This window comes from Pseudoalteromonas rubra, assembly GCF_000238295.3.
Taxonomy (GTDB): domain Bacteria; phylum Pseudomonadota; class Gammaproteobacteria; order Enterobacterales; family Alteromonadaceae; genus Pseudoalteromonas; species Pseudoalteromonas rubra.
Map to the genome: position 1 here is coordinate 830,579 of NZ_AHCD03000035.1, position 25,167 is coordinate 855,745.

28 protein-coding genes are annotated in these 25,167 nt (G+C 45.0%); 12 read left to right on the forward strand and 16 right to left on the reverse strand.

The window, feature by feature from the left end:
• Window positions 1–230: 230 nt before the first annotated feature.
• The 10 genes from PRUB_RS14825 to PRUB_RS14870 all read left to right on the forward strand — a co-directional run bounded on the left by PRUB_RS14825 (window position 231) and on the right by PRUB_RS14870 (window position 6,336).
• The gene (locus PRUB_RS14825) at window positions 231–521 is read left to right on the forward strand and encodes a hypothetical protein (protein ID WP_010381872.1); all 291 of its coding nucleotides are present in this window, start codon (window positions 231–233) and stop codon (window positions 519–521) included.
• Window positions 469–834, forward strand: coding sequence for a hypothetical protein (locus PRUB_RS14830; protein ID WP_162144633.1), 366 nt, complete (start codon window positions 469–471; stop codon window positions 832–834). Before PRUB_RS14825 ends, PRUB_RS14830 begins: the two co-directional genes overlap by 53 nt.
• Window positions 835–1,011: 177 nt before the next feature.
• Window positions 1,012–1,467, forward strand: coding sequence for a hypothetical protein (locus PRUB_RS14835; RefSeq protein WP_010381877.1), 456 nt, complete (start codon window positions 1,012–1,014; stop codon window positions 1,465–1,467).
• Between the two features lie 287 nt (window positions 1,468–1,754).
• Window positions 1,755–2,132, forward strand: coding sequence for a hypothetical protein (locus PRUB_RS14840; RefSeq protein ID WP_010381879.1), 378 nt, complete (start codon window positions 1,755–1,757; stop codon window positions 2,130–2,132).
• A gap of 37 nt (window positions 2,133–2,169) precedes the next feature.
• On the forward strand, window positions 2,170–2,601 hold the full coding sequence (locus PRUB_RS14845; RefSeq protein ID WP_010381882.1) for a GNAT family N-acetyltransferase: 432 nt from the start codon (window positions 2,170–2,172) through the stop codon (window positions 2,599–2,601).
• Between the two features lie 321 nt (window positions 2,602–2,922).
• Window positions 2,923–3,294 (forward strand): VOC family protein, encoded by a 372-nt coding sequence (locus PRUB_RS14850; protein ID WP_010381884.1) that lies wholly within the window; start codon window positions 2,923–2,925, stop codon window positions 3,292–3,294.
• A 181-nt stretch (window positions 3,295–3,475) separates the two neighbouring features.
• Window positions 3,476–3,772: an antibiotic biosynthesis monooxygenase family protein gene (locus PRUB_RS14855; protein WP_010381885.1), complete on the forward strand. Its 297-nt coding sequence runs from the start codon at window positions 3,476–3,478 to the stop codon at window positions 3,770–3,772.
• Between the two features lie 55 nt (window positions 3,773–3,827).
• Window positions 3,828–4,616 carry an alpha/beta fold hydrolase gene (locus tag PRUB_RS14860; protein WP_010381887.1) on the forward strand — a complete coding sequence of 263 codons (789 nt, stop codon included), beginning with the start codon at window positions 3,828–3,830 and terminating at the stop codon, window positions 4,614–4,616.
• A gap of 15 nt (window positions 4,617–4,631) precedes the next feature.
• Complete coding sequence (locus tag PRUB_RS14865) at window positions 4,632–5,618, forward strand: S66 family peptidase (RefSeq protein ID WP_021032686.1); 987 nt, start codon at window positions 4,632–4,634, stop codon at window positions 5,616–5,618.
• A 4-nt stretch (window positions 5,619–5,622) separates the two neighbouring features.
• Window positions 5,623–6,336, forward strand: coding sequence for a hypothetical protein (locus PRUB_RS14870; protein ID WP_010381889.1), 714 nt, complete (start codon window positions 5,623–5,625; stop codon window positions 6,334–6,336).
• 168 nt (window positions 6,337–6,504) lie between these two features.
• On the opposite strand, the gene PRUB_RS14875 is transcribed toward PRUB_RS14870, so the two are convergent.
• The 3 genes from PRUB_RS14875 to PRUB_RS14885 all read right to left on the reverse strand — a co-directional run bounded on the left by PRUB_RS14875 (window position 6,505) and on the right by PRUB_RS14885 (window position 8,467).
• Window positions 6,505–7,050, reverse strand: a complete 546-nt coding sequence (locus PRUB_RS14875; protein ID WP_081694261.1) for a DUF4386 family protein — start codon at window positions 7,048–7,050, stop codon at window positions 6,505–6,507.
• On the reverse strand, window positions 6,987–7,190 hold the full coding sequence (locus PRUB_RS14880) for a hypothetical protein (protein WP_010381891.1): 204 nt from the start codon (window positions 7,188–7,190) through the stop codon (window positions 6,987–6,989). The genes PRUB_RS14875 and PRUB_RS14880 overlap by 64 nt, the downstream gene beginning before the upstream one ends.
• Before the next feature lie 140 nt (window positions 7,191–7,330).
• Window positions 7,331–8,467, reverse strand: coding sequence for a helix-turn-helix domain-containing protein (locus PRUB_RS14885; protein ID WP_010381892.1), 1,137 nt, complete (start codon window positions 8,465–8,467; stop codon window positions 7,331–7,333).
• Window positions 8,468–8,838: 371 nt separating this feature from the next.
• On the opposite strand from PRUB_RS14885, the gene PRUB_RS14890 reads away from it, so the two are divergent.
• A complete protein-coding gene (locus PRUB_RS14890) occupies window positions 8,839–10,635 on the forward strand; it encodes a serine hydrolase domain-containing protein (protein WP_010381894.1) in 1,797 nt (598 codons plus the stop codon).
• Window positions 10,636–10,701: 66 nt separating this feature from the next.
• On the opposite strand, the gene PRUB_RS14895 is transcribed toward PRUB_RS14890, so the two are convergent.
• Window positions 10,702–11,979 (reverse strand): Xaa-Pro dipeptidase, encoded by a 1,278-nt coding sequence (locus PRUB_RS14895; protein ID WP_010381896.1) that lies wholly within the window; start codon window positions 11,977–11,979, stop codon window positions 10,702–10,704.
• 118 nt (window positions 11,980–12,097) lie between these two features.
• Window positions 12,098–13,873, reverse strand: coding sequence for an MFS transporter (locus PRUB_RS14900; protein ID WP_010381899.1), 1,776 nt, complete (start codon window positions 13,871–13,873; stop codon window positions 12,098–12,100).
• 66 nt (window positions 13,874–13,939) lie between these two features.
• Here PRUB_RS14900 and PRUB_RS14905 point away from each other — a divergent pair, with 66 nt between their 5' ends.
• Window positions 13,940–16,342 (forward strand): hypothetical protein, encoded by a 2,403-nt coding sequence (locus PRUB_RS14905; RefSeq protein ID WP_010381901.1) that lies wholly within the window; start codon window positions 13,940–13,942, stop codon window positions 16,340–16,342.
• 484 nt (window positions 16,343–16,826) lie between these two features.
• Here the strand turns inward: PRUB_RS14905 and PRUB_RS14910 are convergent, their stop codons facing one another.
• From PRUB_RS14910 to PRUB_RS14960, 11 genes are all read right to left on the reverse strand, one after another.
• On the reverse strand, window positions 16,827–17,153 hold the full coding sequence (locus PRUB_RS14910) for a DUF5992 family protein (RefSeq protein WP_010381905.1): 327 nt from the start codon (window positions 17,151–17,153) through the stop codon (window positions 16,827–16,829).
• Window positions 17,154–17,495: 342 nt separating this feature from the next.
• A complete protein-coding gene (locus tag PRUB_RS14915) occupies window positions 17,496–18,008 on the reverse strand; it encodes a type II secretion system protein GspG (protein ID WP_010381908.1) in 513 nt (170 codons plus the stop codon).
• Between the two features lie 31 nt (window positions 18,009–18,039).
• Entirely contained in the window at window positions 18,040–18,534 is a 495-nt protein-coding gene (locus tag PRUB_RS14920) for a P-loop nucleotide/nucleoside kinase family protein (RefSeq protein WP_010381912.1), read from the reverse strand.
• 1,119 nt (window positions 18,535–19,653) lie between these two features.
• Window positions 19,654–19,965, reverse strand: coding sequence for a hypothetical protein (locus tag PRUB_RS14925; RefSeq protein ID WP_010381918.1), 312 nt, complete (start codon window positions 19,963–19,965; stop codon window positions 19,654–19,656).
• A gap of 671 nt (window positions 19,966–20,636) precedes the next feature.
• A complete protein-coding gene (locus tag PRUB_RS14930) occupies window positions 20,637–21,032 on the reverse strand; it encodes a hypothetical protein (RefSeq protein ID WP_010381920.1) in 396 nt (131 codons plus the stop codon).
• 103 nt (window positions 21,033–21,135) lie between these two features.
• Window positions 21,136–21,453, reverse strand: coding sequence for an antibiotic biosynthesis monooxygenase family protein (locus PRUB_RS14935; RefSeq protein WP_010381924.1), 318 nt, complete (start codon window positions 21,451–21,453; stop codon window positions 21,136–21,138).
• Window positions 21,454–21,572: 119 nt separating this feature from the next.
• Window positions 21,573–21,776, reverse strand: coding sequence for a hypothetical protein (locus tag PRUB_RS14940; protein ID WP_021032685.1), 204 nt, complete (start codon window positions 21,774–21,776; stop codon window positions 21,573–21,575).
• A 177-nt stretch (window positions 21,777–21,953) separates the two neighbouring features.
• Complete coding sequence (locus tag PRUB_RS14945; RefSeq protein WP_010381931.1) at window positions 21,954–22,313, reverse strand: hypothetical protein; 360 nt, start codon at window positions 22,311–22,313, stop codon at window positions 21,954–21,956.
• A gap of 109 nt (window positions 22,314–22,422) precedes the next feature.
• Window positions 22,423–23,040, reverse strand: a complete 618-nt coding sequence (locus PRUB_RS14950) for a LysE family translocator (protein ID WP_010381932.1) — start codon at window positions 23,038–23,040, stop codon at window positions 22,423–22,425.
• Window positions 23,041–23,305: 265 nt separating this feature from the next.
• Window positions 23,306–23,761: a GNAT family N-acetyltransferase gene (locus PRUB_RS14955; protein ID WP_040644448.1), complete on the reverse strand. Its 456-nt coding sequence runs from the start codon at window positions 23,759–23,761 to the stop codon at window positions 23,306–23,308.
• 188 nt (window positions 23,762–23,949) lie between these two features.
• Entirely contained in the window at window positions 23,950–24,480 is a 531-nt protein-coding gene (locus tag PRUB_RS14960) for a hypothetical protein (RefSeq protein WP_010381937.1), read from the reverse strand.
• Window positions 24,481–25,167: the final 687 nt, after the last annotated feature.

Genomic DNA, 25,167 nt, shown 5'->3' on the forward strand with positions numbered 1-25,167 from the left:
TCCGGTCACAAACCAGCCTGAACTTTATTGTTCAATGGCAGCTTCCTTGACATCAAGCCGTTCAAAACTTATCTGCTGACATTATCAGATTTTTTTCAGACGTGTTCGTGTAGAGTAATTGCAAAGGGCAGGCAGATACGAGCTTGAGAATACCGAGGGAGGATAGGTGCTTCACTGGCTGTAAACTCAATCATGCCCCCTCTTATTACTTTATACAATTAAGGAAAACCATGAAATTTAAGTATATTGGCTTTATCTTAATGGCATTCAGCCTGAATGGTCATGCGGGTATGTGGGCATGGGAAAACAATGGCGCCACAAAATGGCTGAATGGATATCCGGAATGTCAAAGCTACTTTAGCCTTAAGTTTGCAGAAAAAGTCACCCCAAAGAGCGCAACGCACTTTGAATATCAGACAACCCCTTATCAGATTGTGACTATACCCATTGCTTCATTTACTGATAAAGATGCAAAAAAAAACAGGTATAAAAAGCATATTAGAAAGCCATCTGGAACATGAATTTAATTATCTAAAACACGCCTCCAAAGAGCACACCGCCACAGTGCATCAGCAAGCGTGGCTCGATGGAACAGCGCTTCTTTACTGGCATCTGAAGCGCCATAATGACGCCGAAGAAAGTCATTTGGTCTCTGTCTCAACGCTCAGTGACCTGTGTGTCTTTTACATTGTCTCAATGATCGAAAGCGAGGACGACATTGCCAGTACAAGGGAAAATATTCTAAGTATCATCAAAACACTAGATACCCATGTACCAACTTCGCAGGCAGAATTTGAAGCTTTAATATCTCAGTTCAAACCCAATAAAGGGTGACGCTGTGAGACACTCAGATATGCACTCCCACCATAGTGCTCATCAATGGTGTCTCAACGCCGTACCTGCTTTAGGCCCAACAACCCCCGGTGACCTCATTGACCTTGGTCAAAATGTTCTGACTCCACCTTGTGAGTGCTGTAAAATAAAGGTTACTATGTCACCGGGATTGATCACATGCCAATTGATTACACCATTCAAAAAATAGACACCCATAGTGCTGAAGAAGCCGCCAAACTGCTAGTCAAAGAGTTCCATGAACGAGAGCCCCTGGCGCACATAAACACTGCAGATCCGCAGGAATTTTCAGATTATATCCTCTACCTTTCAAATCAATGTGCCGTTCAGGGCCTGGGGTTCATCGCTAAGGAGATAAACTCGGGCCGTGTTATTGGCGCGCTACTGGCTTCGGATTTGTCGGACTCAGTGAATGTATCAACTGAAGGTAATGAAAACCCGATAGCAGCGTTGATTGATTCGCTAAATAATACCTACTTCAGCAAAGGCGGATTGACAGAAAACACCTATCTGAATATCAAGTTTGTTGTCACAGATGCCAATGTCAAAGTAAAAGGTATGGTGGTTGCACTCATTTCAGCATGTTTACAAGCGGCCAAAGCTCGGGGGTTTTAATACGCACAGGCCGAAGCCACCGGCAATATTTCTCAGCACATCTTTGCCAACAAATTAGGCTTTGATAAAAAAGCCTCAATCAAATACAGTGAGTTTGAAGTAAACGGGAACAAACCGTTTATTTCAATTACAGAGCATGAAGGCATTCAGTTGCTAATTAAAAAGCTCTAGATCACGAACGCTAAAGAGTAAATCGCCAGTCAGAAGTGAATGATCCAGCAAGATTAATAAACGCCTGAGTGGCGCACTAAATCCGCTTTTAATGTTAAGTACGCTCCGGAAAGAATGTGAATTACATACTGACCATCCTATTTGCAATCAGTTTCCAGGCACTGAGCTGCGCGCCACCAATCTCAATAGAGCTTGGTGAAATCCAGATTGAAGTTCCTGACCCACTTTTTTCTGACCAAGCAAATATTCAAGACAGCGAAGGTAGAATCACAGCCACTCTGTTTTTTGACGCTCAAGGGCACGTTGTAAAGCTGGAGAACTTAAAAACGTTTCCGGCAACCTTACCTAAAGATCCTGTCATCAGGGCATTAAATTCTGCCAGGCGACTTTACTCAGCAGCTAAGGCAACATCCCACGATGTTGACCTCGTGTTCCCAATTAAATTCAAGGAAAAAATGCGCTTACAACTGAATCTAACGCCACCAACCTTGTAGACTGCTTTACCCGTTATACCCCTTTAAGGACAATCCTATGACTATTATCATCAGAGCTGCGTTAGCGTCTGATTCACAGAAAATTGCTCAGGTCTCAGAGCACCTCGGATACACAAGTCTGTCGCCGGAGGAGTCTCATGCCAACCTCCTTGCACTGCTGGACTCTCCGGACGATAAGGTATTTGTCGCTCAGCTAGGTTGTCGTATTGTTGGCTGGATACATGTTTTCTTCGCCCGGCGGCTGGCCTCCAACAGCTTTTATGAAATCGGCGGACTGGTTGTACTTCCCGCTACCCGTGGCCAGGGCGTGGGTCGTATGCTGGTAAAGCACGTGCTAGCGCACCAGCCAGGTCAGTACCGAGTTCGCTGTAATGAATCCAGAAAGGAGGCACATCAGTTTTATGAATCCATTGGGTTCAAGCACAGCAAAGTGCAACATGTCTTACGGGCCGTCTCTGATAACAAATGAAATTAAATATGCTTTAAGGGGTGAACCCAGTCGCCTGACTATTCTTTTCTGCCCGTTGATACAGTTAATTTGTTCCCAATACGAAACCACTTGTAAACTTCGCCAATTCTCGTTTTAATGGGCTTAGCGGATAGGCCTTTTTTCAGCCCATATATCTTACGCCGAGCACACAAACGTAATATGACTGAGACACTATGAAGCATGTATCAAAGCGAGCAGGTGACTCAAAACCAGTTCTGGACACAGAGCTGCTAGCTCCTAAAATCAGAGTATGGCTAAGACGTGCCATACTAAACAAAACACCTCAAAAAGGCGGAAAAGATGCTTCTGAATAACCCAGTGAGATATTTTGAAATTCCGGTGACCGACTTAGATCGCGCCACGGCCTTTTATCAAGCCATTTTTGGCTTTGAGTTCGAGCGTGCCCTCATCGATGGTCACGACATGGCTCTATTCCCATCAAACGATCAGGTAGCCGGGATCACCGGTGCACTCGTCAAAGGAGACAGTTATATTCCTTCTAAAGCGGGGGCACGGCTGTATTTCCATACAGAAGACATAGATGCCACGCTGGCCAAGGTTTTGTCATTGGGTGGTAAAACCCTCTACCCCAAAACCTCCATTTGCGGATTCGGCTGGGTTGCGGAATTTGAAGATTCAGAAGGCAACTGCATTGCCCTGCATACTGAGTGACCACTTTTAATTGCCTGAGTATCTCTTTGACAACCTGTGTCAGGAGACATCGCTCAAAACACAGGTAGCGCGTGCAGTTCAATACAACCAATGATAGCCTTTTAAGCAAAGAGCTTAACCACACGCTTGCTGTCGTTGCGCCATATGGCAGGTCATGGAATGACATTAAGGATAATTAGTTATGTTCAGAGTGATTTATCAGTGGCAGGTCCCCACTGAAAATATGACTGAGTTTCAGGCCACATGGCAAAAAACAACCGATGCAATACACCATTCTGTTGACGGTGCACTTGGCAGCTTTATGTTACAAAGCACCGACCAACCAAACAAAGTACTGACCATAGCCAAATGGCGTTCTCGCGAAGACTGGCTGCACTTCTGGGGTAACAGCAACCCGGAAAAAATGCAGCGAATGCGTGCACTTGCCACGCGTATTTCGGTAGAAACTTTTGACGAGGTAGAAGACCGAACCCGATAACAAAGCTTTTAACGGGCAACGTCAAATAATAACAACACAGTTAAAGGATATTATCATGAATAAACAGTCAGCATATGCAGACATCAACGGCACCCTGCTCCACTATGAACTCAGTGGTAATCCACACAATTTGCCCCTGGTCATGCTCCATGGTGGCCTGGGCTCAACCCGGGACCTGGATGTACTGGGTGAGTATTTGGTTGAGCACTTTCGTTTAATATCCATCGATTTACGCGGGCAGGGAAAGTCGCATCTGGGCGATGCAACATTGACGTATGCTCAGTATCAGGAAGACATACAGGCCCTGCTCACTACGCTGGGTATCACGCAATATGCCCTGTTTGGCTTCAGTGATGGTGGCATAGTAGCTTATCGCCTGGCTGCACAGAATCCGGATCAGATTGTCCGTCTTGTTACTCTGGGGTCGACCTGGCGGCTGGAAGAAAACGATCCGACCATTGACACCCTGCAAGGCCTGACGGTTGAACTCTGGACAGAATTATTTCCTGAAGGAGTCGCTTATTATAACGCCTCAAATCCCAGCCCAGACTTCCCTGCTCTGGTTAGTACGGTGAAGACGCTCTGGCTCGATACCAGCGAGTCGGGATATCCGTGTGACTTGGTCACTCAGATCACATGTCCTACCCTCATCATGCGAGGCGACGATGACTTTCTATTTTCTCTGCAAGAAGCCGTTGCCCTCAAAGCAAAGCTGACTGACGCAAGCTTTGCAAATATTCCATTCACCGCGCATGCCGCTCACCAGGAATTACCTGAGCTGGTTTGTCCTATCATCCAGCAGTTTTTTGTTACACCTGACACCACTACTGCATCAACGAATTAGAGGAAGTTTATGAGCATGCAAAAGAAAATCGCACGTATTGTCTCACCCAGCAGATCGGCAAATATCTTATCCGATGAGACCGTTGCCATTGCCACTAAAACACTGGCAGGGCTTAATATTCAGTGTGATTTTGCAAAGCACTACATCCACCAATCGGATACCACGGCGCAACTGATAGAAGACAAAGCACAAGACCTCAATGAAGCCTATGCAGACCCTAACGTCGCACTGATCCTGAGTACCATAGGTGGTCACAATGCCAACAGAATACTCGACTACCTTGACTGGGAAACGATCCACGCTCAGCCTAAGCCCCTGTGCGGCTATTCAGACATCACCGTGCTGCTCAATGCCATCTATGCCAAAACAGGTCAGATAACTTTTCTGGGGCCACACTTTTCATCATTTGGTATGCAACAAGGCTTTGAGTACACTTTAAAGCACTTTGAACACGCATTACTGCATGGTATTGACTATGTACTGGATGTCTCTGAAGCCTGGTCAGATGATCTTTGGTTTATCGATCAGACCAGGCGGCAATTTATCAAAAATGCAGGCCCGGTTATCGTCAACCCGGGAAGTTGTGAAGGCACCATTTTAGGCGGCAACCTGTGTTCATTCAACCTGTTACAGGGAACTCAATATATGCCAGACCTGACAGGTGCCGTCTTGTTTTTAGAAGAAGACAATCTCCTTGGAGAGCTGACTCTGGCGGAATTCGAACGCAATCTACAGTCCTTATTGTCTCACCGGGGAGCAGAGCACATTCAGGGCTTGATGATTGGCCGGTTTCAAAAAGACAGTAAAGTCGAACTCAACGACCTGGTTGAGGTTCTGCGCAGCTTTGAGCAACTGGAACACTGCCCGGTTGTGTGCAATCTCGACTTTGGCCACACCACGCCCATCTTCACTATACCAATTGGCGGGCGATGTAAGATCAGTGCACGTAAAGAGGCCGTCTCGATAAAAGTGTCAACGTGCGTTTCAGACTCAGCGGAATAAAAGCATGTCGCAGAGCTTAATCACCACGGATGATAAACACGCCTCACACACTGTACAGCACGCAAACTCAGCCTTGCCCATGTCCTTCTATGTTAAGTGGCTTTGGGCAATTGGCCTGCTGATATTACTGGGGTTTATCCCAAGTTATGTGCTGCAGTTTTCATCCTTAACTGAAGCACATCACTCGCACGCCTCGGTGTCTTTTTTATGGATCGCTGGCATGCTGGTTCAGGTAACACTTATTCACTATCAGCGCTACGCCCATCATCGCATTCTTGGGTACTTATCAACCTGTGTCTTACTAGCGTTTGTCCTTTCTACCTTATCGCTATACGCCAATATATTTCAGGCTCAGTTTAATACCTCCACTATTTTTCGACTCGTATTGAGCCTGGATCTGGTACTTTTCCCTGCCTTTATTTTATTCATGTATAAAGCTATTTTGCGCACTGACTCACCGCATGCACACGCCCACTGGATACTCCTTGCAGCCATGATGCTATTACCACCCGGGCTGGGTCGCCTGATCCATGGCCTGTTCTTCTTTCCGTTTGATGCACCAGTGCGGTTTTTCTACGAACCCACGGTTGTGCTCACAGGGCTATTCATCTACTCAATAGGACGTGCACAACACTGGCACTTTAAAAGTACCAAAGCATGCTTAGTGCTATTTATCGCTGCTGTTATTTTCAGTTATGGTGTTGGCTATGGCTTTTAATATTGGTCTTAGTATTGATATTAATGCCCCCTTTTAAGCTTCGGAAGAACACATGCCAGAAGGAAATATAAGTAAAGACGAATTGATAAAGCGCTGGCAGAGCCAATAAAATACAGATACCGCTAACGCAAAATCCAACGGGACACATCCATTGCCCGACCATCCTGCTTATTTGCCTGATGTGCCTACCTGCGGCTCTAAGCTCAAATCAAACCCTCTGAAAATGAGCCAAAATGGTAATAGGAGCTCAAACAAGCCACCAGGAATATACATCCAAGCACCACCCATACTTACATCAAAGAAATCAAACAGCACTTTCAACAACAGCATGACATAACCGAGCAACCCAAGACCTGCTAATACACGCGGTACCAGGCGATACTTAAACAAAGTGATGTTCAGCAGGCATCCGAAAATGGCCAGTGCTATCATTCCCATCAGGAAACTAAAATAGCGCTCCGTTTTCAGCGCACTGCCCATAATATAAAGCTGCTCACTGTGCATCACCGAGCTGGCTGCCAACTTCTCTCCCATCGCCCCGAATGTCATCAACATCACCGCACCAGATGTCAGCATAGCTGCTTCTATCACACGGCCAGCAATATAACCAATCGCAACCCGTTCGCTATATCGCTTAATAATGGGATAAATCACAATGGCAATCCCGACAACCGCTGCACAGTTAATAAACTCAAGTAACGACGCCAGCGCCAGTGTTGACTGATTCTGTGCTGCCTGATTAGAAAGTCGGGCAGCCTAAGTAGCGGCGACAATATGGTGTCAGCATACATATAAGAGCTGGTCGAGATCAGAAATAAAAACCCGGCAATACGCGCCGCTAGTTGGTGAGACATAGTTAAAACTCCCTACAATGATGATATCAGGCAACCTCTATTCAGTTGTGGCCTGTGCGTGTTTGGTAACGCCATTGTCAGGGAGTGCCTCAGAATTGTCGTTCGATTGGGCCCGTTCGAACTTTTTATTCATATACTTTTTAGGCTGTTATAGCCTTTTCTTGCTTACGGTACAGAGATGGTGTGAGCCCTGTGGCTTTTTTAAATGCAGTATTGAAAGTTGATTTTGAGTTAAAGCCAACTTCAAACTGAATAGTCAGGATCTGCATATCCGTTTCTTTGAGCAGCTTTTCGGCATGTGAGACCCGGTAGCCATTCACAAACTGGAAGAAATTGGTTTTTAGCAATTGCGATAAAGTCTCTGAAATATGATTTTCGCTGATACCAATCGCTTTGGAGAGTTTATTCAAAGATAAGTCCTCTTCCATAAACAACTGCTCCTCTTTCATCGCGCTTTGCAGCTTAGCCGCAATGCGTTGCATTCTATCCAAACTGACCGTCGACGTGCGCGGCTGCTCGGATCTGGGCTCTCCTTTGTCGGCCTTAACCAATATGGGTTGTTTCAACGCAAGATACGCAAATGCCAGTAAGACACAAGTTTCAAAGATAGGTAAAATTACGCCTTGCCCGAACCAACGCCAACCATAAAAAACGGAAATGTAACCGGTGGCATAGCACAACCACACTAACCCCCAGAACAATAAAATGACCCCAAACCAGCTCAAAGAACGTGATTCTATTTCGGAAAACCGCTCCATCAATTGCTGACGATGACGACGATGCAGTTTCAATGCACGGAAGAAATAAATAGCCGTATACAAAACAAAGATTTGCGTTGCTGCAAAACAGGAAAATAACGCCAGCTTATAGTGCTCTGGGTTACGGGTGGCCGGATCTGCCAGTGCCAGCTTTTCCGCAGAACTCAGGCTAATGGTAAACGGCAGCATCACCGCAATCACCAGCACCGGGCCCGACAGCGCCCACAGGTAGGTGCGTTTTGAAAACTCAGGGTTGGGAGACATAGTGGCACAGGCATACAAATACAAAGCAGGCCCAAGCAGTACACGTAAGGGATATTGAGCCCCCACCAGCCAGGGGACGTACTGGTAAGCGCCCGTATATACGACTAGCTCACCGCAAACATGGATGATCAGTAAAACCAACAAGGCTATCAGGTAAGTTGTCTGCATTTGCCTGGGTTTATTAACCGCCTGCAACAAAGCCAGCGCCAGTATACCAAACATACAGGCGTAAATTAGCGTGCCCAATACATTCATTTATTGCTCCCCGAAAAAAGCGCCTTGCGAAACAATGAGCTATCTTGCTTAACCACTATCGCTCATGCTGTCATTCGGCTTTATTTGTTATTATTATTTTAGCCTTTCAATTATCCAATAGAAGATCAATATTTACAATATGTTAGGGTTTTACCCTGACATATCTAAAAAGACTGAATGAGTACTAGCCACACGAATTCTCATCGTATCTTCTTTCTCACTACGAATTTTATTGCGCTACCTTCACTACTTTTTCACATAGTAACTTGTTAAATTTAGGCGAAATTTATCAGCCCTCAGCTTTTTCACATCAGCAATTGTTCGAAAATCGCTGTACGGGCACACGACCAGAGCCAGGTAAGGAGAAGTCAATGCTCAGAAGTCTTATCATATTGGCCACTTTGTTGCTGTCAAATTTGACCTATGCAGAGACCAAGCATACCAAAATACACACATTACTTGACGCGCAGGCACTGTTGGGGATCACCTGGAGCATGGTGACTGAGGCACAGGTCACGACGGGCAGCGCGGGATATGCCAATATTGAACGCTCGCAGAAGATGCTACCCAACCAAAAAATGCATGTTGGCTCAGTCACCAAAACCGTACTATCACTGGGGGTTTTGCGGTTAATTTCTCAAGGACAGCTGACACTCGAAACCCCGGTTCAGCCGTTGCTGCCTCACCTGCATTTTAATAACCCCTGGCAAACCCGTGCGCCTGTGCGCGTTAAGCATCTGCTCACTCATACAGCCGGGCTGGACAACATTCGTATGTGGCAATTTCTGAGTACCACACCCACACCAGTTACGCCACTTGCTGAGGCTTTCCCGGCAGAGAATAAAGCGCTACTCAAAATAAGAACTGAGCCTGGTACTCAATATTCATACTCCAATATGGGCTATACGCTGCTTGGAATGATTATAGAGGCTGTCACCTATCAACGCTATGAAGCTTACCTGGATCAACACTTGCTCACTCCGTTGGGTATGCATGACAGCACCTTCGAATTTACCAGTCAAGATGCCAACACTACACTGGCCATGGGATACCATGAAAACCATATTGCTCAGAGCGCCGTGCCAGTTTATACCCGACCAGCAGGTCAATTCACGACAACAGCGCAAGATATGGCTAAATTCATCCAGTTTGTAATGAGCGATGGCGTGCTTAATGGAGAGGCCATTGTTGACCCCGGATTAATGGACAAACTTTTTGATTATCACATTACCAACGCAGACAAAGCGGGTCTGGAAATTGGCCGGGGTCTGGCATTTGCAAACCGCGACAGATATGGTGTTATCGGCCATTGCCACCCAGGCACAACTTTTGGTTTTCGCGCCAATATCTGCGTGTTCCCGGAGCAAAAGAAAGGTTACTTTTACGCAATCAATACGGACAGTGAGAATGCCGACTATGAAGCGTTCAAAGCCTTGTTCGTCGAATTACTCGAGTTAAATGAAACCAAAATTGCTCAGCCCGGCACATCGACAAAGGACATGACCGCCAGGCTTGGTTTGTATGAACTGTCGCCCAATAATATGGCTGAATTTGAGTTCCTTGATAAACTATTCGGGCTCGTTTGGGTTTCGGCATCTGGTGAGCAGATCACACTACACTCGTTGCAAAGTGCCCCACGAATACTGCACCACATCGAAGGTGGTCTGTACCGGGACTCCGAACGAACTCAGGCATCTCATGTGTTTTTTACCAGCCAGACCGGTGAGCTAATATTAAGCAACGGCCTGAAAACCTTTAAAAAAGCCAGTACTGTTGAAATTTCACTATATTGGACCAGCCTGCTACTCGGCTTGTGTGGCTTTTTATACATTCTGATCTTTGCACTGTTCAGATTGGTAACCAAACGCTTTACTGAATTCCGACGCCTGCGGTGGGGGTTAGTGAATTTACTGGCCTTTACTGTGCCAATCATTCTGTATTTAAATCAGTCTTTTCTGGCTTTTGGCGATGCCACTCTGGCGAGTATCTCACTTGCCACTCTAACCGCTTTGTTGCCATTCAGTTTGCTCTGTTCATTGTGGCAATGTTACCAGCAAGGTATAACAAAAAAAGGCAGTATGAGAGATGGTATATTGCTTATTATGGCCCTACAGTTGTGCGCAGTCCTGGCAGCCTGGGGACACTTACCTGCTCTATTCTGGCGATGAGCAAAGCCTGCGGATAAAATCAAACATACCGGCTTGTCGCCGGTATGTTTAAAACACTAATTCCTGTTACTGGCGTTGATCAACTTCCACTTTGCCGTCTTTGATCACCAGAGTAACGGTTTCCATAACCTGAATGTCCTCCAGCGGGTTACCCGGTACAGCAATAATGTCAGCCAATTTTCCAGCCTCTAAAGAGCCCAGTTTGTCCTGCATTTTTAGCAGTGATGCCGAGTTAATGGTGGCAGCCTGAAGCGCCTGCAGCTCATTCATACCAAATTTAACCATACGACTGAACTGCTTGCCATTTTGGCCATGGGGGTAAACCCCGCCATCGGAGCCAAATACCATGTTGACGCCAGCCTTAACGGCTTTGGTAAAACTCGCCCGCTGGGTGCCACCCACTTTACGCTCTTTATCCAGGCTTTCAGGTAAAATACCGGCCTTTTCCCCTTCGCTCAGGATATATTCTGTATTGTAAATATCCATTGAAAAGTAAGTACCGTGCTTTTTGGCAAGCACAATGGCTTCATCGTCCAAAAAGCTCACATGCTCAACTGAATCGACTCCGGCGCGAATAGCAGATTTAATACCATCGGTGCCATGCGCATGCGCTGCGACCGTCAATCCACGCAAATGGACTTCTGCCACCAATGCCTGCATTTCCTCAAAAGAATATTGCTGTGCGCCGACTTTAGTGCCCTTTGACAACACCCCACCTGTTGCACAGAACTTGATCACATCGACGCCATACTTGATGTTCTCGCGTACTTTTTGCCTGACAGCCCACGGGCCATCCGCTACGCCAGCTGCAACTACCTTATGCTCATGGGTAAAGAGGTTATTATCACAATGGCCACCGGTGATCCCAAGCGCAGGGCCAGAAGCAAATATCCGTGGCCCTGGCACATCACCATCATAGATGGCATCTCGTAGTGCCAGGTCGGCATAACCCGGTGCGCCCAGGTTACGAACCGAAGTAAAACCCGCAGCCAAGGTGCGTTTGGCATTGCGTACCCCTGTAATTGCCGAGCGCGGTGCTGTACGACGTAAACGTTTATAACCGTGTACCTGAGAGTCTCCGGTCAAATGCACGTGCATATCAAATAATCCGGGCAATAATGTGTGACCCTTGAGGTCGATCACTGTCGCGTCTTCAGGGTAAGTCTTGCGATTACTGCGCGCCACAGACACTATGGTGCTATCTTCAACCACCACAGTGGCCGGGCGGATCAACTTACCCGTCTTCACATCCAGTGCGGCATCCGCATTGAGAACCAGAGTGTCAGCAAATGCGTTGCCACAGGCCATAAGCACAGCAGCACTGATCAGAGTTGTTTTCAACATATTCGCTTCTTTTTTGTAGTAATTAGTCGAGTCAGTCTAGTCACAGCACGCTGACAAAGGCAAACTAACTGCGACTAAAAGCAATCAACGTCACACATCCTGGCTGCAAATACACTAACTAGCTTGTCTGTGGTGCAGATGAAATCTCGTGCACAGATCTCTGAATCACATACCGATTAAACAAATACAAAGCGATCGCTGTCAGCAAGGCAAGACCACCAAATAGCGCCCACATTAAATCCGGGCGACCATCCTGTTGCACCAGAGTTGCATAGCTCCAGCCAGATAAGAACCCGGCGAACAAGAAACCCAGTGCCATGGAAACGAAGTAGTAACCCATATATAAGGCTGCCTGAGAAGGCGGCGCAATGCTGGCCACATATTCCTGACTCTTCGGAGAGGTGAGCATTTCACCCAATGCAATCAACAGGATCACAGTTACTATTAGCGCGCCCCCCGTGGCTGTCAGCTCTACTGCCATCAGAGCAAACGCGCAACACATCACCACCAGTCCGGCCGTCAACACGTAAAAAGGACGGATCCGCTGACATAAATAACTCACCAGGATCTGGAGCAGCACAATGGCCGCAAAGTCGAGGTTAATCAAGTACTCCGGATTAATCTGGCGATACACCAACAGTGCGCTGGTAAACTGCTGCAACTGGATCGTTGTCAGCACTTCCAGTGATTGTAAGTGTGTCATCAGGGTTGAGAGCTCTAAGGCTGGCACATTCACCTTCAGATGCACCCACTCCAGGCGTAACGCTTCAGCAGCTGGCTGAGTACCTGCATGCAACTGGGTATGCAATGCCTGCACAGCCTCCTGCAGCTGCGCCCTGTCGACATAGGCAAAGAACGAGACAGCATCTTCGCCAAACCAGGCGATAAAGTTCAGCAAGTCGCGCGTATCTACATAATCGCGAATAAACAGGGGCAAGGTATAAAACAACTGATTATATACCGTCCAGAACCCGGCAATAATGGCCAGATACAAAGCAAAACGGACATTGCTCACTCGCATTGGCTGAGCCCACCAGCTGACACTCGATGGGACCGCTTTCGGTGCAATACGATCCCAGATCAGATTAATCACCAGCCACAATCCAATGCAGGAAAATGCCTGTGCGTAGCTGAGCACTTCGACACCTGAACACATCAGCAGCAGGACAGCAATCAGCAGCGTCAATGCAAAACGCCCATTGCCCAATACAGACTGGGCCTCTCTGAGCACGTTGCTCAGAGGCGCTTTTTCACGCTTGAGGCTGGGTGGGTCACGATAGAACCACAATACGGGAATAAAATTAATCAGGATCCAGCATGCCGACATCATAAACACCGCATCCCAGCTGATAGCGCGCAACGCGCCGGCCAGCAAGGGGCCCAGAAAGCCGCCAACATTCACCATGGTATAAAAAATACCAAACCCCAGGCCGCGATTGCTGTCATTAGTACTATGAGAAATGGTACCCACAACCACAGGTTTAAAACACGCAGCCCCCAATGCAACCAAACTTAACGCAGCAAAAAACGGCCAGAAACTTTGCGCCTGACCCAGCAAATAATAACCGGGCGCCATGATGGCAAACGACAGTAAAAACATTTTTCGATAACCGAGCTGATCGCCCAGTGCGCCGGTCAGCACAGGTAAAAGATAGAGAAAAAATGGAATTATCCCCTGTACAGCACCACGCTCAAGATCAGTAAAACCCACGCCCCCTTGTGCACTGGGCGTGGTCATATACACAGACGACACAGCAAAAAAGCCATACCAGGCTAACCGCTCAAAAATTTCCATCAGATTAGCCACATAGAAAGCGCGGCTAAACCCACGGTGCTGAACATTGCCAGTGTGCGGCTCAGGCCCTGGCTGACTGGACGGTGTACTTATCGACATTGACTTGGATCCTATTGATTATTATTGTATACAATATACATAAAACACTAATAAGAGAAAGTCAAAATGTTACGTTTGAGTTTAATTGCGCTGGCACTACTGAGTGGCTGTCAGTCAATAGAAAAACCCCATCAAGATTCCAGAGCACAATTATCACAACAGCGTGCTCAGGCCATACCGAGCCCTGCCCAGATGCGCGTTGATATTGACGTTGCTGGCAGAACCAGCACGTTAAATCACATAGACATCACGTATGTAGGCAAGCAGATCCCACGCACCTATAGCGATGGCAAGATCACCAATAGCCGAGGTTACAACTGGTGGGTCAGCAAACACTTTGCACTGAAAAGTGACTTGAGCGAAGAAAAAGTGCGCTTATATCTTGAGTTACTGGAGATGTCTTACCCTCATTATGTTGAGCTGTTTGGTATGGCGCCTGCTAACATAGAGCACCAGCGTATTGCCGTGGTGTACGGCAGCTCTCGCGAGCGCGTGCGCGAAGCCATGCTGGATGACGGCTTTTTACGTGGTGTACACAAAACAGCGGGCGGTGAAACCATGTATTATAACCGTGCCGGATATAGTTTCCCCAGCCACCGCCAGCACCACCAGCGTTATATTGTGATCCACGAAACCATGCACGCCTTTCACATGGCACTGAACGGCCACTCGACCTGGGCACCGAATTGGATCACGGAAGGCATGGCTGATGCCATAGCAAGCCATGCCTATGACAGCAACAAAAAACAGCTCAGAGTCATGGTGTTTGACCGCGCACCGATGAACTACCAGTCACTGGGGCTGGCGCAATATCATCAAAATGCACAGCCCAGTTTTGAGCAAATCAATGACGACCCACAATTACGCCGGGGCCTCAACTTCTTTATCGTGCACTTTTTGCTCAGCGACCCCATCCGTTACCAGTACTTTAAACGCTACCTGCGTTCATTAATGGCTCTGAACCCGGACTCAGAGGCCACATTGCCAACAGCCAATGCCCTACTTAAAGAAACCTTTGCAGACTGGCCAAAACTGGAGCGCGATTTTGCCAAATTCGTCAATTCAGCACACCCCAGCTTTTATATTGTGCGTGGGCCCTGGGAGCAAAATGGCGCAGGTTATTGGCTGCGCAGCAATGACCAGAAGCAGCTACAACGCTTAGATATCACCCCAAAACACAATGCCACACACCCTGTGCTAGATTACCCGGCACCCGATCCTCACCCTGCAATTAGTCCAGTTGATAAAGCGTCATTTTCAGCTTTGCTGACTCTGCAACCCGAACAACACACACGGGGGGAAATTGGGTTCGGCTTACTTACCAAACTCACGACAGACAGCCTTGCCAAACGTGCCGGGCAAACAGACAAAGCCGAGTTTGAACAAGATCAAATGGTAAAAGTGTTGCTTAAAGATGGCACCCGGTTGTCGGTCGATAACACCTCAAAGGGGCCCTCTCAGGAAATTGCGCTGACCCCCTCCGTGTTGAAAAGTTTAAAGCAAACATCGCAGCTCGGCCTGAATCTTCAGCGCACCCCAGCTGGTCTCGCTATTGAGATTAAATCCGGCAACAGCAAACAGAACGTACTGTTTAAAATGGCACACGACACGTTAAGTGCAATCGATTTTCAACAGGTTGCGCTGCTTGGTCGCAACATGAACCACACAATCACCCCTTACCTGTTTGGTCACACATATAAGGTGCCGGAACTAAACAAAGACACTGCCAACCCCTGGTACTTTGCTGATGCGGCTCTGGCGCACCGGGCGTTTAATACGTGTGTCGAGTTTTCTGCTCAATTACCGGGCTGCATGGCAACCCTGCGCGACCAGTTAGCTCAACAAGCGAGCGTGACTATGCATCCCGCTATTAGTAAGAACCTGCACTCCCTGATGCAGGACTGGCAAGGTAAGCTCTCTGACACAGCCCTCTTTGCGCTCAGTGGTATTGAATTAAAACTAAGGTTTGACGGAAAGACCCCGTTTATCTTTGCCCATAACCCGAGTGAGCAGGCGGCAGAAATCACGCTGCAAAACGGGACATCCTACTCCCTGTTGCCTGGTACACATAACCTGCCCCTGTCAGCCAAACAGAGCACAGTTGACTACTCTTTGAGCTGGCAAGGCTTAACCCAGCTAGGTCAGATCACGCTTGAAAATCAGTACTTTGACGGTGTGTATTTATACGCACAGTTGCATCAGGATAAATCAGATATAGAGATCACCCTGAGCGGCCCATATTCAGGAGACACCCATGGCAAATTGTCAGTGCAGTTTCTGCCTTATCAGGCTCCCGAAGCTCAGCCAACACTTTGGGAGCAGGATGTGACCATTGCGCCTTATGAGAAAAAACGCTGGCAGCCGCACTTAAACGAACCTGGCAAACTTGAAAATGGTGTCCTGAAAGTGATTGCTGTATTGGACGTGGATGGTGAACCCATTAGGTTAGTAGAGCGCTTTAAGCTTTAGGGAACATAACGGGGCTAGCCGGGTTGGCTAGCCCCAAGACTGTGTAGTCAAATAAAACATTGTTTTAGATAAAGCGACTCAATCACTGCTCTGGAATTAGAGATCGCCCTACTTTCCTATAATAAAAGCCATTGTATCCGCGATTAATCCGGGAAAATTCGAGAAAACATGACCACAAGCTATGATTTCCTATCCGGCCGAAAAACATTTGACACTCTAATTTGCCAAAGTGTGCAGGTCTGCACACTTGCGTGATAAAAGTTATACCAATTTTCTTGATTAAGTGAGCTATTTTGAGGCGAGAAAATAGGGGCGATAACACCGCTCCCGCGTCCTGCTATCGCTGAGGCACCTAAACCCCTATAAGCGAGGCAAAAATTTGTGAGCTTATGTCTAAGGTATAAGGTTCTAAATGAGAAATTTTTAACGCTGTTAGCATCCTATTTGCTCCTTCAAATAGACTAGGTATTAAATGAAATTGGTATTACTTACTCACCTTTATATATGCGGCATTATGGCAATCCGTGTTGTAATAGTTGTGCGCCATTATTTTATCTCCAGTAGCAAAAGCAGCCAGAGCAGCTGAATAAGCTCTATCATGACTCTCTTTTGACCCTGCTGCAGTCAGAGGAAAAGAAATAGATTTATTAGCACACAAGCCAGTACCTCCTTCTAGCCAAATCGTAAATGTATCTACATTCCCGTTTGTATTTGAGATACCTGTAATAGTTGCGTCTTTCACAAGGTCCGCTGCGGCAAGTGCGTTATGCGAAAAAGCGAGTAATATTGAAGTTATAAGTAAATTTTTCATTGTTAATCCAAAAATAAATTTTCCATTTAGCATACAAAAAATGCAAGGCATGAACTATGTCAAGTTCAAGCTGTCGAACAAACTCCAATGAAACCAGCATCAGAGATTTACCCAAATTATACACGATGATTTCGCATATGAAACGAGCAATTTCCCCCTAAAAGGTTTGCCTGGCGACACAGAATCGCACGCTTTCATAACTCTGTTAGAAACACATTATGGTATTCAGCAGGATACTCACAATCAAAACACTGTCCAGATACTGACAGATAGGATATTCAAACCGATAAAGACCTCTTCCGGGACTAACAGCTACAACCAAGTGTCCAGAAGCCCTGCTTGCTATAATGTTGACGAAAAACCCGAGTAAATAGCAGCACATTGCGGGGGAATTTTCTCAGGTAATTTTGCAACAACGTCTTTCACATTGGAGACCAAATCCGAGTTGCCTGAAGAAAACTTAACCACATAGCACACATCCTGGCTATCTCCCGTACCACCAGGCAAGGCGTCAGAACCGAGCTCCCAAAGCAATATCACCTTCTCTTCAAGATTAAAATAATAATAGTCATTACCCCACTTGTTCTCTGGCACTGCCCTTATATAGCCACGCTCAGATCCGGCTATTTTTGCAGAGACTAAGTGTTCAAGTCCCTCCTCATTACTAGGATACCGACCTGTTTTTAACTTATGTATTTTTAAAGCATCCGCAATTTGCTGAAAATTGAGCTGAACAAAGTCGATCTTACATCCCTGATTTTGCCAAAGCCACGACCAGGCTACGCCTCCCAAGAATAAGAGTACAAAGTTCGACTTAACTTCATAAAGTTCCTCAAGTACTCCACGCAGTGTCACGAAAGCGGCGTAAAATTCCTCGGCTATTTTCTTACGAGCTCACCTTGCAGCCATTCTCGAGCTCACTGTCGGTCGGCACTTCAAACTTAGGCTCCATGAAGTCAAACATCATATTCGTTACTTCAAACGAGTACACCTTCGGGTCCATTTCAACATTCCGCTTAGCGACTCGCTTTCTACGAATATCCTTTTGTGCGTCAAGATAATGGATCTCGGCTCTTATATCTAGCTCACTCGCTTTGCCGACAAAAAGGTCACGCTGAGTTTTAGTCGTAAAGCCCAAATCAAGTACAACGTTGCCGCCTAACGATAGAATTTGCTCACAAACTTCCCATATTTGCGCATGACAACGACTTACACGCTCCATCATCCAGGAAAAATCAAGCGACTGCATATCTTTCGCAAATAATGTCTGTACCCAGGGATCAATCGAGAACTTTACCGCGCCCATTTCCTTACATAAAGATATTGAATAAGTCGTTTTACCTGCCCCGATAGGCCCGCAAACCAAAATTAACCGTGCCATTTTTAAATTCCTACTTTAATTTCCCTCGAACGGCGCATCAGACTAACCATATTGTGGTGCAGACGTATCAAGTCTGATTTAGCCAGTACAACGCCTTGAGCTCTATATACTAAACCACTCATGGCCTTACAAACCTAAGCCCAGACTAGGGCACCAAGTTCAATAGTGATATAGCCTCCCCCTAAGATCAATAATACACTTGGTGAAGCCTCACCCGGGACTCCACTTGATTTTTTAACTCTTTTAGAGAGTTTTTTGACTCATCACTACTTTGTATTTATATCCAAAAGATAAACAATAAGGATATTAAGTAGCTGGCTAAACACAGCTCAAAAAACAGGTAACCCAGCTATCTCTAGAATAGAAAAAATGTCACTTCATGCTTTATTTTTAAACAGCAAAGGCGTAATTAGTAAACTGACCAGCATGCAAAGTGCTATGATAAACCCAATATTTTGTAGTAAGCCTGTGTCAGAAAAAAGAAAAATAAAAGCAATTAGCAACGCTGTGAATTGGCTATAGCCTATCCATAGTCGCGAGCGACGATTACCCGTGCCACGATACATCCAGATAAATATTACGGGTAAAACCAAAAAGAGTAGTACCATCAGAGGGTAGATGACCCCAGCACCGCCATATGTCACAGTTCCCTCTCTTCCGCGTAAAATTTTGATAAGCAGCAAAAAATAGTAGTCATAAGATTAACACTATAATGTGTGGCTATTGCTTTTTAAATTATTACACCAGCAATACATTACATATTCACCAAAGAATTTGCATCAGATTCAAAAACGAATGCATAACGTGTCAAGATGGGGAAAGTACAAGTAAACCCCAGTAACAACGCCAAAAATGACAAGAGCCAATTCCAGACATCTGATATAGAAACCATGGACAAAACACAACCCTTACAGGTATCAAACGAGACCAAAACCTTTACGGTTAGTGTAAATATTAATAGTTTAACCAAAGTCCCAGCAGGCGACTAAATATCACAAAAAACAGCTCTAATGGTGCACCGCTCCTGATACGATGAAAATGCCGCAAAGCAAGAAGCCCAGGAGCTGCAGGAAAAACGAGCAAACCCAATTCGTTTTTCAACTGGCACGAGTATTGTCATCAACCGGTGTCATTGTCGTTCGAATTTTCGAAGAAAATAGAAGAAGCCTCAACAGTGCTGCTTCCTTTTGGCAGGTAAGGCCTGTTGGTACATTTCAGGTATTTCTGTTTACCATAATCACGATACTTAGAAGTACTGCTGCCAAAAACCTCTTTAGCCAGTCTTAAATACCGCTTTGATAATCTTGCCCGAAGGAGCGCATATGTAATTTCTTCATCTGTGTAGGTATCCTTTTCACCATATAGACTCAGCCACGGAGTCAACTTTCTGGCAACTCTCTTTGCTAGGTAGTGCTTTACAAGCTGCTTCACCCTTGCCTCCTCTTCTAACTGGGTACTCACTCAAAAACGCAAACGTCTTAGTTAACAGAAACAATAACAAACTAAAATTTGTAATGGCGTATCTTTGCCCTGTTAGAGTGGGTTAAATATCAAGCGCCACCCTCAATAGCAGGCGCTGTGCTATGAATGCCCTCTCCCGTTATTATAGCAACTCTCAGCCCTATCCCTATCTCCAGCATTTAACGTGTATTAGGGGGATGGTTACAGTTACTTCGGTATAAATACCCGCACTTTGAGTTGCGATAGCCCTTGCAGCCACAAAAAGAACGGAGAGTATGTTGCCATACACGCCCCCCTGACTCTTTTTGAGAAAAAACAACCAACCACAAAAAAGAACATGTCGCTATTGACTACAGGGGCCCTCAAAGAAAAGTAGCTTTATCGCTCGCAGCCCATAATGCTCAGTTTGCAATGCCTAAAACCCCTATCATACAAAGTATTCGCTAGGTAAAATCGCGATACAAAGACGTTAATTATAATTGCCAGAGGCAAGATTAAACTAAAACCAAATACATTGGCCTGGCAAACCTTAACTATATGATACTGCTCCTAAGACATCCTTGGCACTCACCTAAAAATGCGGATAGTGCGTGACCAAGATTATAGAAGAACTAACATCATCAAGCGTTTGATATCACTCATTATGTATTTTTACGAAGAGTGCCAAAGAATATGGCTCCGCCAAGCCCCCCCAAGAATGCATACATAAATAAATAGAACTCGGCAGGCATTGAGTTAATAACACCATTGAAAAAAAGAGAACTAAGCCACAAAAAACAAATAAATATTGCAGGAGATAATATCCCAAACAATATTGAGCTCAGAATGTTAGATTTTATATGAAAATTTATTTCCGAAGCAACAACAGCTAGGATAACAGACAATACAGCCAGAAATGCAGTCCCTTCCAACCTGCTAAACACATCGTTGATTTCACCGCCTTCAAATATAAATCTTAGAAATGAAAAAAGCGTTGCTAACAACAGCCCAATAGTAGAAAAAACAACTGTGATGATTAAAGGCTTATATTTACTCATTGTACTTCTTAGTTAATTAACAAACAATTTGCACCACAATAAAGTGCCTGATGCCCCAAGGTTAACCTTATGTGGCAAAACGGAGCTGAACCTGCTTGGTCTGTTATATGCCGTAATCCCGCTCGACTTTTGAAATACGTACCTTGAATGACTTGTACCAAAGCTTACGGCCTGTTTTCTGAGCTTCCATGTGCTCAGCATTCGCTTTCCAGAGTTTGATGGACTCCAAATCTGTCCAATAGGACACTGTAATACCTAGCTCCTCTCTTGCCGATTCAATGCCTAAATATCCGGGTTGCTGCTCAGCTAGCTCGATCATTCTACTTGCAATTTCACCATAACCATTATCTCCTTCTGTTCGACTCGAGGTAAAAATAACAGCATAGTACGGTGGTTCCGGAGTCTTGGCTAACTGTGACATCTTAATTCCTTAGGTATATATTATTTCGCTGTTCTAGACACAGATTGCGAAAAAAGCAAGTTGTAGCGAGTCCTGCGCACGCGGTATTTTAACCTTTTCCTCTAGCTAAGCCTTTAATATTACCAAACATTTACAAGCTCCAAAGCATAAATTATACCTATTATGCACATTAATAAGCCACTTAACTTGCTCGCTTGCTTTTTATGATTTAACTTCTCTTGCGTAATTACATCTGAGTTTTTAATTTTGATAAGCCCAAAACCCTGGCACAGGCTATAAATGCCGAAACTAAGCCCGGCAACCATCATTATTAGTTGAAACACGTATCTCCTCCAATATTAATTTAGCTATTACGCCGACATATGAAAACGCCCGGAAGTTTCTATTTCAAACCAGCATGGTAAACAAACACGTCTTTTTTGAGCCTCTTTCTTTATGAAAAACCAACCTGGTAACAGCAATACACAAGCCAGCTTTTATGTCTGAGAACGTATGCATTTCTATCTGCCGTTTTGATGAAGCCATTGTACGTTTGTTTCTTTGATACCTAAACCAGCTTTAAACTTGACTGGGAACGCTAATGTTGGTTTTCCTGCCCAACCTCGCTCCAGGTATAAATTATACCCCTCACCATTTCTTTCGTACCGTACGGCAGATAACCATATACCATCCCAGTCCCCCAAGAACTCCAATTCACTCAGGCTATCAGGATAGTGACCATTTCTGAGTTTATGTAATTCTATGATTGATACGGCTGATACAAAGTTCTGCTTACCAAACCTCTCATCGGCACCGGGGACTTCAAAGTCGCAGCCCAATAAAGTTACCGCAAGTGCCATACTGATTATTGTTTTAAACATTTACTTTCTGCCCTTCCACACATAGTTATGATACTCAATAGCTGCAGTTTATGAGGGGTTACACGCTTATGACTCGCGTTACAACTCTCCCTAAATCAGAGCGCCCGTTTTAGTGCTGGCGACTTAGCAACAAATTTGCTCCAGATATAGCTAAAAAGATTGCGCAACCTCTATTGAAGCGCTTTGCTATTTTCGGCTTCGTGAACCACTGCCTCAGATATACGCCGAATAGGGCATAAATTGATATTGCCACTGATTCTAAAAAGAGAAAAGTGGCTCCTAATACGAAGAACTGTTCATTTACATTGGCTTTAACATCAACGAATTGAGGTAAAAAGGCAGTAAAAATTAAGATCGCCTTTGGATTTCCTGCAGCTAATAAAAACTCCTGCTTCGCTAAACCAAGTCGGTTGCGAGTACTTTCTGGTTCAGAGACGGGGCTTGCTTCCGAGCGCCAGAGATTAAAGGCAATCCACAACAAGTATGCAGCACCGGCAACCTTAATGGTCAAAAACAGCGTCTCAGATGCAAAGAGCACAACCGCTAAACCTGAAGCAGCCAAAGCAATCATGACTGTGAATGCCACAATTCGACCCAGACCAGCAATAAAAGCGGACTTAAAACCATAACAACGCGCATTGTTCATAGACAATAGGTTGTTTGGACCAGGAGTCATATTGAGCGCAAAACACGCCAATGCAAAGAATAATAAATTCCAAACTTCCATCAATTCTTCCCATGAATATAACGCTCTTTAGAGCAGTGAGCCATAATTGGTTGGGTTTTGAAGTAAAAACAGAGCCAATTACTATCGCTCTAACTTTAAGGCTTTTTACTTATCTTTTTTCTGTATTCATAGCAGCGCTTTTCTTGCTCTTTCACTCTCAGCACCAATACGCCAACCATATAGTTATTTGCATCTTCAATTGATGCCAGAGCACACTTCTTATTTCAACCACTAAAGTCTTTCCTCAGTGGCCAACGGGCACGTGTTAAGCGCCTTGCTCACCTTCATTTTTGACCATTTTATTTACCGTTACTTTGACAGAATTGTAAGTGGTTTCAAACATTTCTGTAATTACGAAACCTGACTTTTTATACATTTCCTTTGCGGAAGAATTCGAAGCCGCAACATACAAACTCGCACTTCGCGAGGTAAGAGACAGTAAATGTTCAAGCAAGTCTTTGCCAATTCCGCGCCCTCGATGGTTAGGGTGGACAAATAACGCCCTAATTTCTGACTCAAAGATTGCGCAAAAAGCGACTATAGATTCAAGTTCGTAAACGAATATTTGGGATTCAAATAACAGTTTGCTTCGTTCCTTGTCTTCTGACAATGGCAATAAAGTAAATTGTGTATCTTCCTGCGACAATTCATCTAATTTGGAGAGGTTATATATTGCTTCTATTGACTGAAAGTCGACCTCTGAATACATCCTTATGGTCAAATTTTACTCCTGACAGCTAACGCATTATTAGGCGCAAGATTGCTTGGCTAAATTTAGGACAAATAAGCTCAACCCTACTGATTTACATCCTTGATTCATGCGTTTATTATATTTTCTACTAAGCCAATACAGTTTTATGGCTTGTTCCACATGCTCTTAGTTATGCACGAGGTACTTTGTACAAGCACTTATTTTTTGTTTTCTTCTATTGGTGGTACATATGGATATTTCATCCCTGGGGACCATTTTATTCTCTTATCTACGTACTCAGAAAAACCAGTGCCATCCTCTATGCCCAAAACTGAATGGCCAAAACAACTAACTAGTACAACCATTGATTCAGTTCCACCATAAGGGTAGCCATGAGGATGAAAGTTCAGATGGTGGCACCCATTCTCTTTCGTGATGGAAATAAGATCGTAATCTCCATTCCAGAAAGCTTCATACATTGACTCTAAATCCCATGGTGGCAATGGCATTTTAGGAGATAGGCGAACTTCAACGGCGGTCTCTGCCCAAAAGTTTAGCCATTCTTTCAGCTCTTCGTTCGATGGTTCCCAGAAATGGCGCTTTTCACTTTCAGAAAGAAACTCGCTCAGTTTCATTTCGTCTGGCCCTTTTGAAGAATCTTTCTCGTTTTTCAGTAACTCAAAGAAACTTGTAAGTCGTGCCAGTGACTCATCATCCTGTGCATAAAATTTTACGTGGCAATATTTCATTGGTTCCCCTTGAGCATATGACACGTCGCTAAAGCGTCGCAAAATAACAGACTAAAATTAGCGAAATAAGGAGCGCAAGCCTGCTGTTTTTCGTCCTTGCTGAAACGTTTTTTAGGTCTGTGTAATGACTCTTCGTTGCCAGAGCAATAACACCCCAGCAAACACAATTGAAATAAATGATAAACAGAACAGCGGTTGCGAAGTTCCGGTAACACCAAAGGCCGTTAAAATTATCAGGCTTAAAGCTAAAAACAAACAAGTTAATCTTGTCACATTTGGAAAGTCATATATCGATTTCACACCAAAAAAAATACACGTCAAACCCAGTAAAGAAAAAGTGAACAGACCAAAATAAAATAAACTTTCAAACATCATGAATGCACTGACAGACAAACTGATCAAAGATAACACGCCCTAGCCGACTGCTGAAGGAAGTATTAAAACCATCAAAAGCACTTGTCTTATAAAGTTATTTTTCCGATTCAAAGGTATTCCTAACGCCCTTATTTCCGGCTGATTTGAAACTCAGCGGAAAACCAGTCCCGAAACGTGCACTTGTTAGCAGATTTAGATTGATTCTAACAGGCCACTATCATTTTCTTTTACAAGTATCATGAAGTCTATATATTGAAACTAACCCTTCTTTTCCCCCATCTAGCCTCATTTTCAAAGCGTTAGATGAAAAGC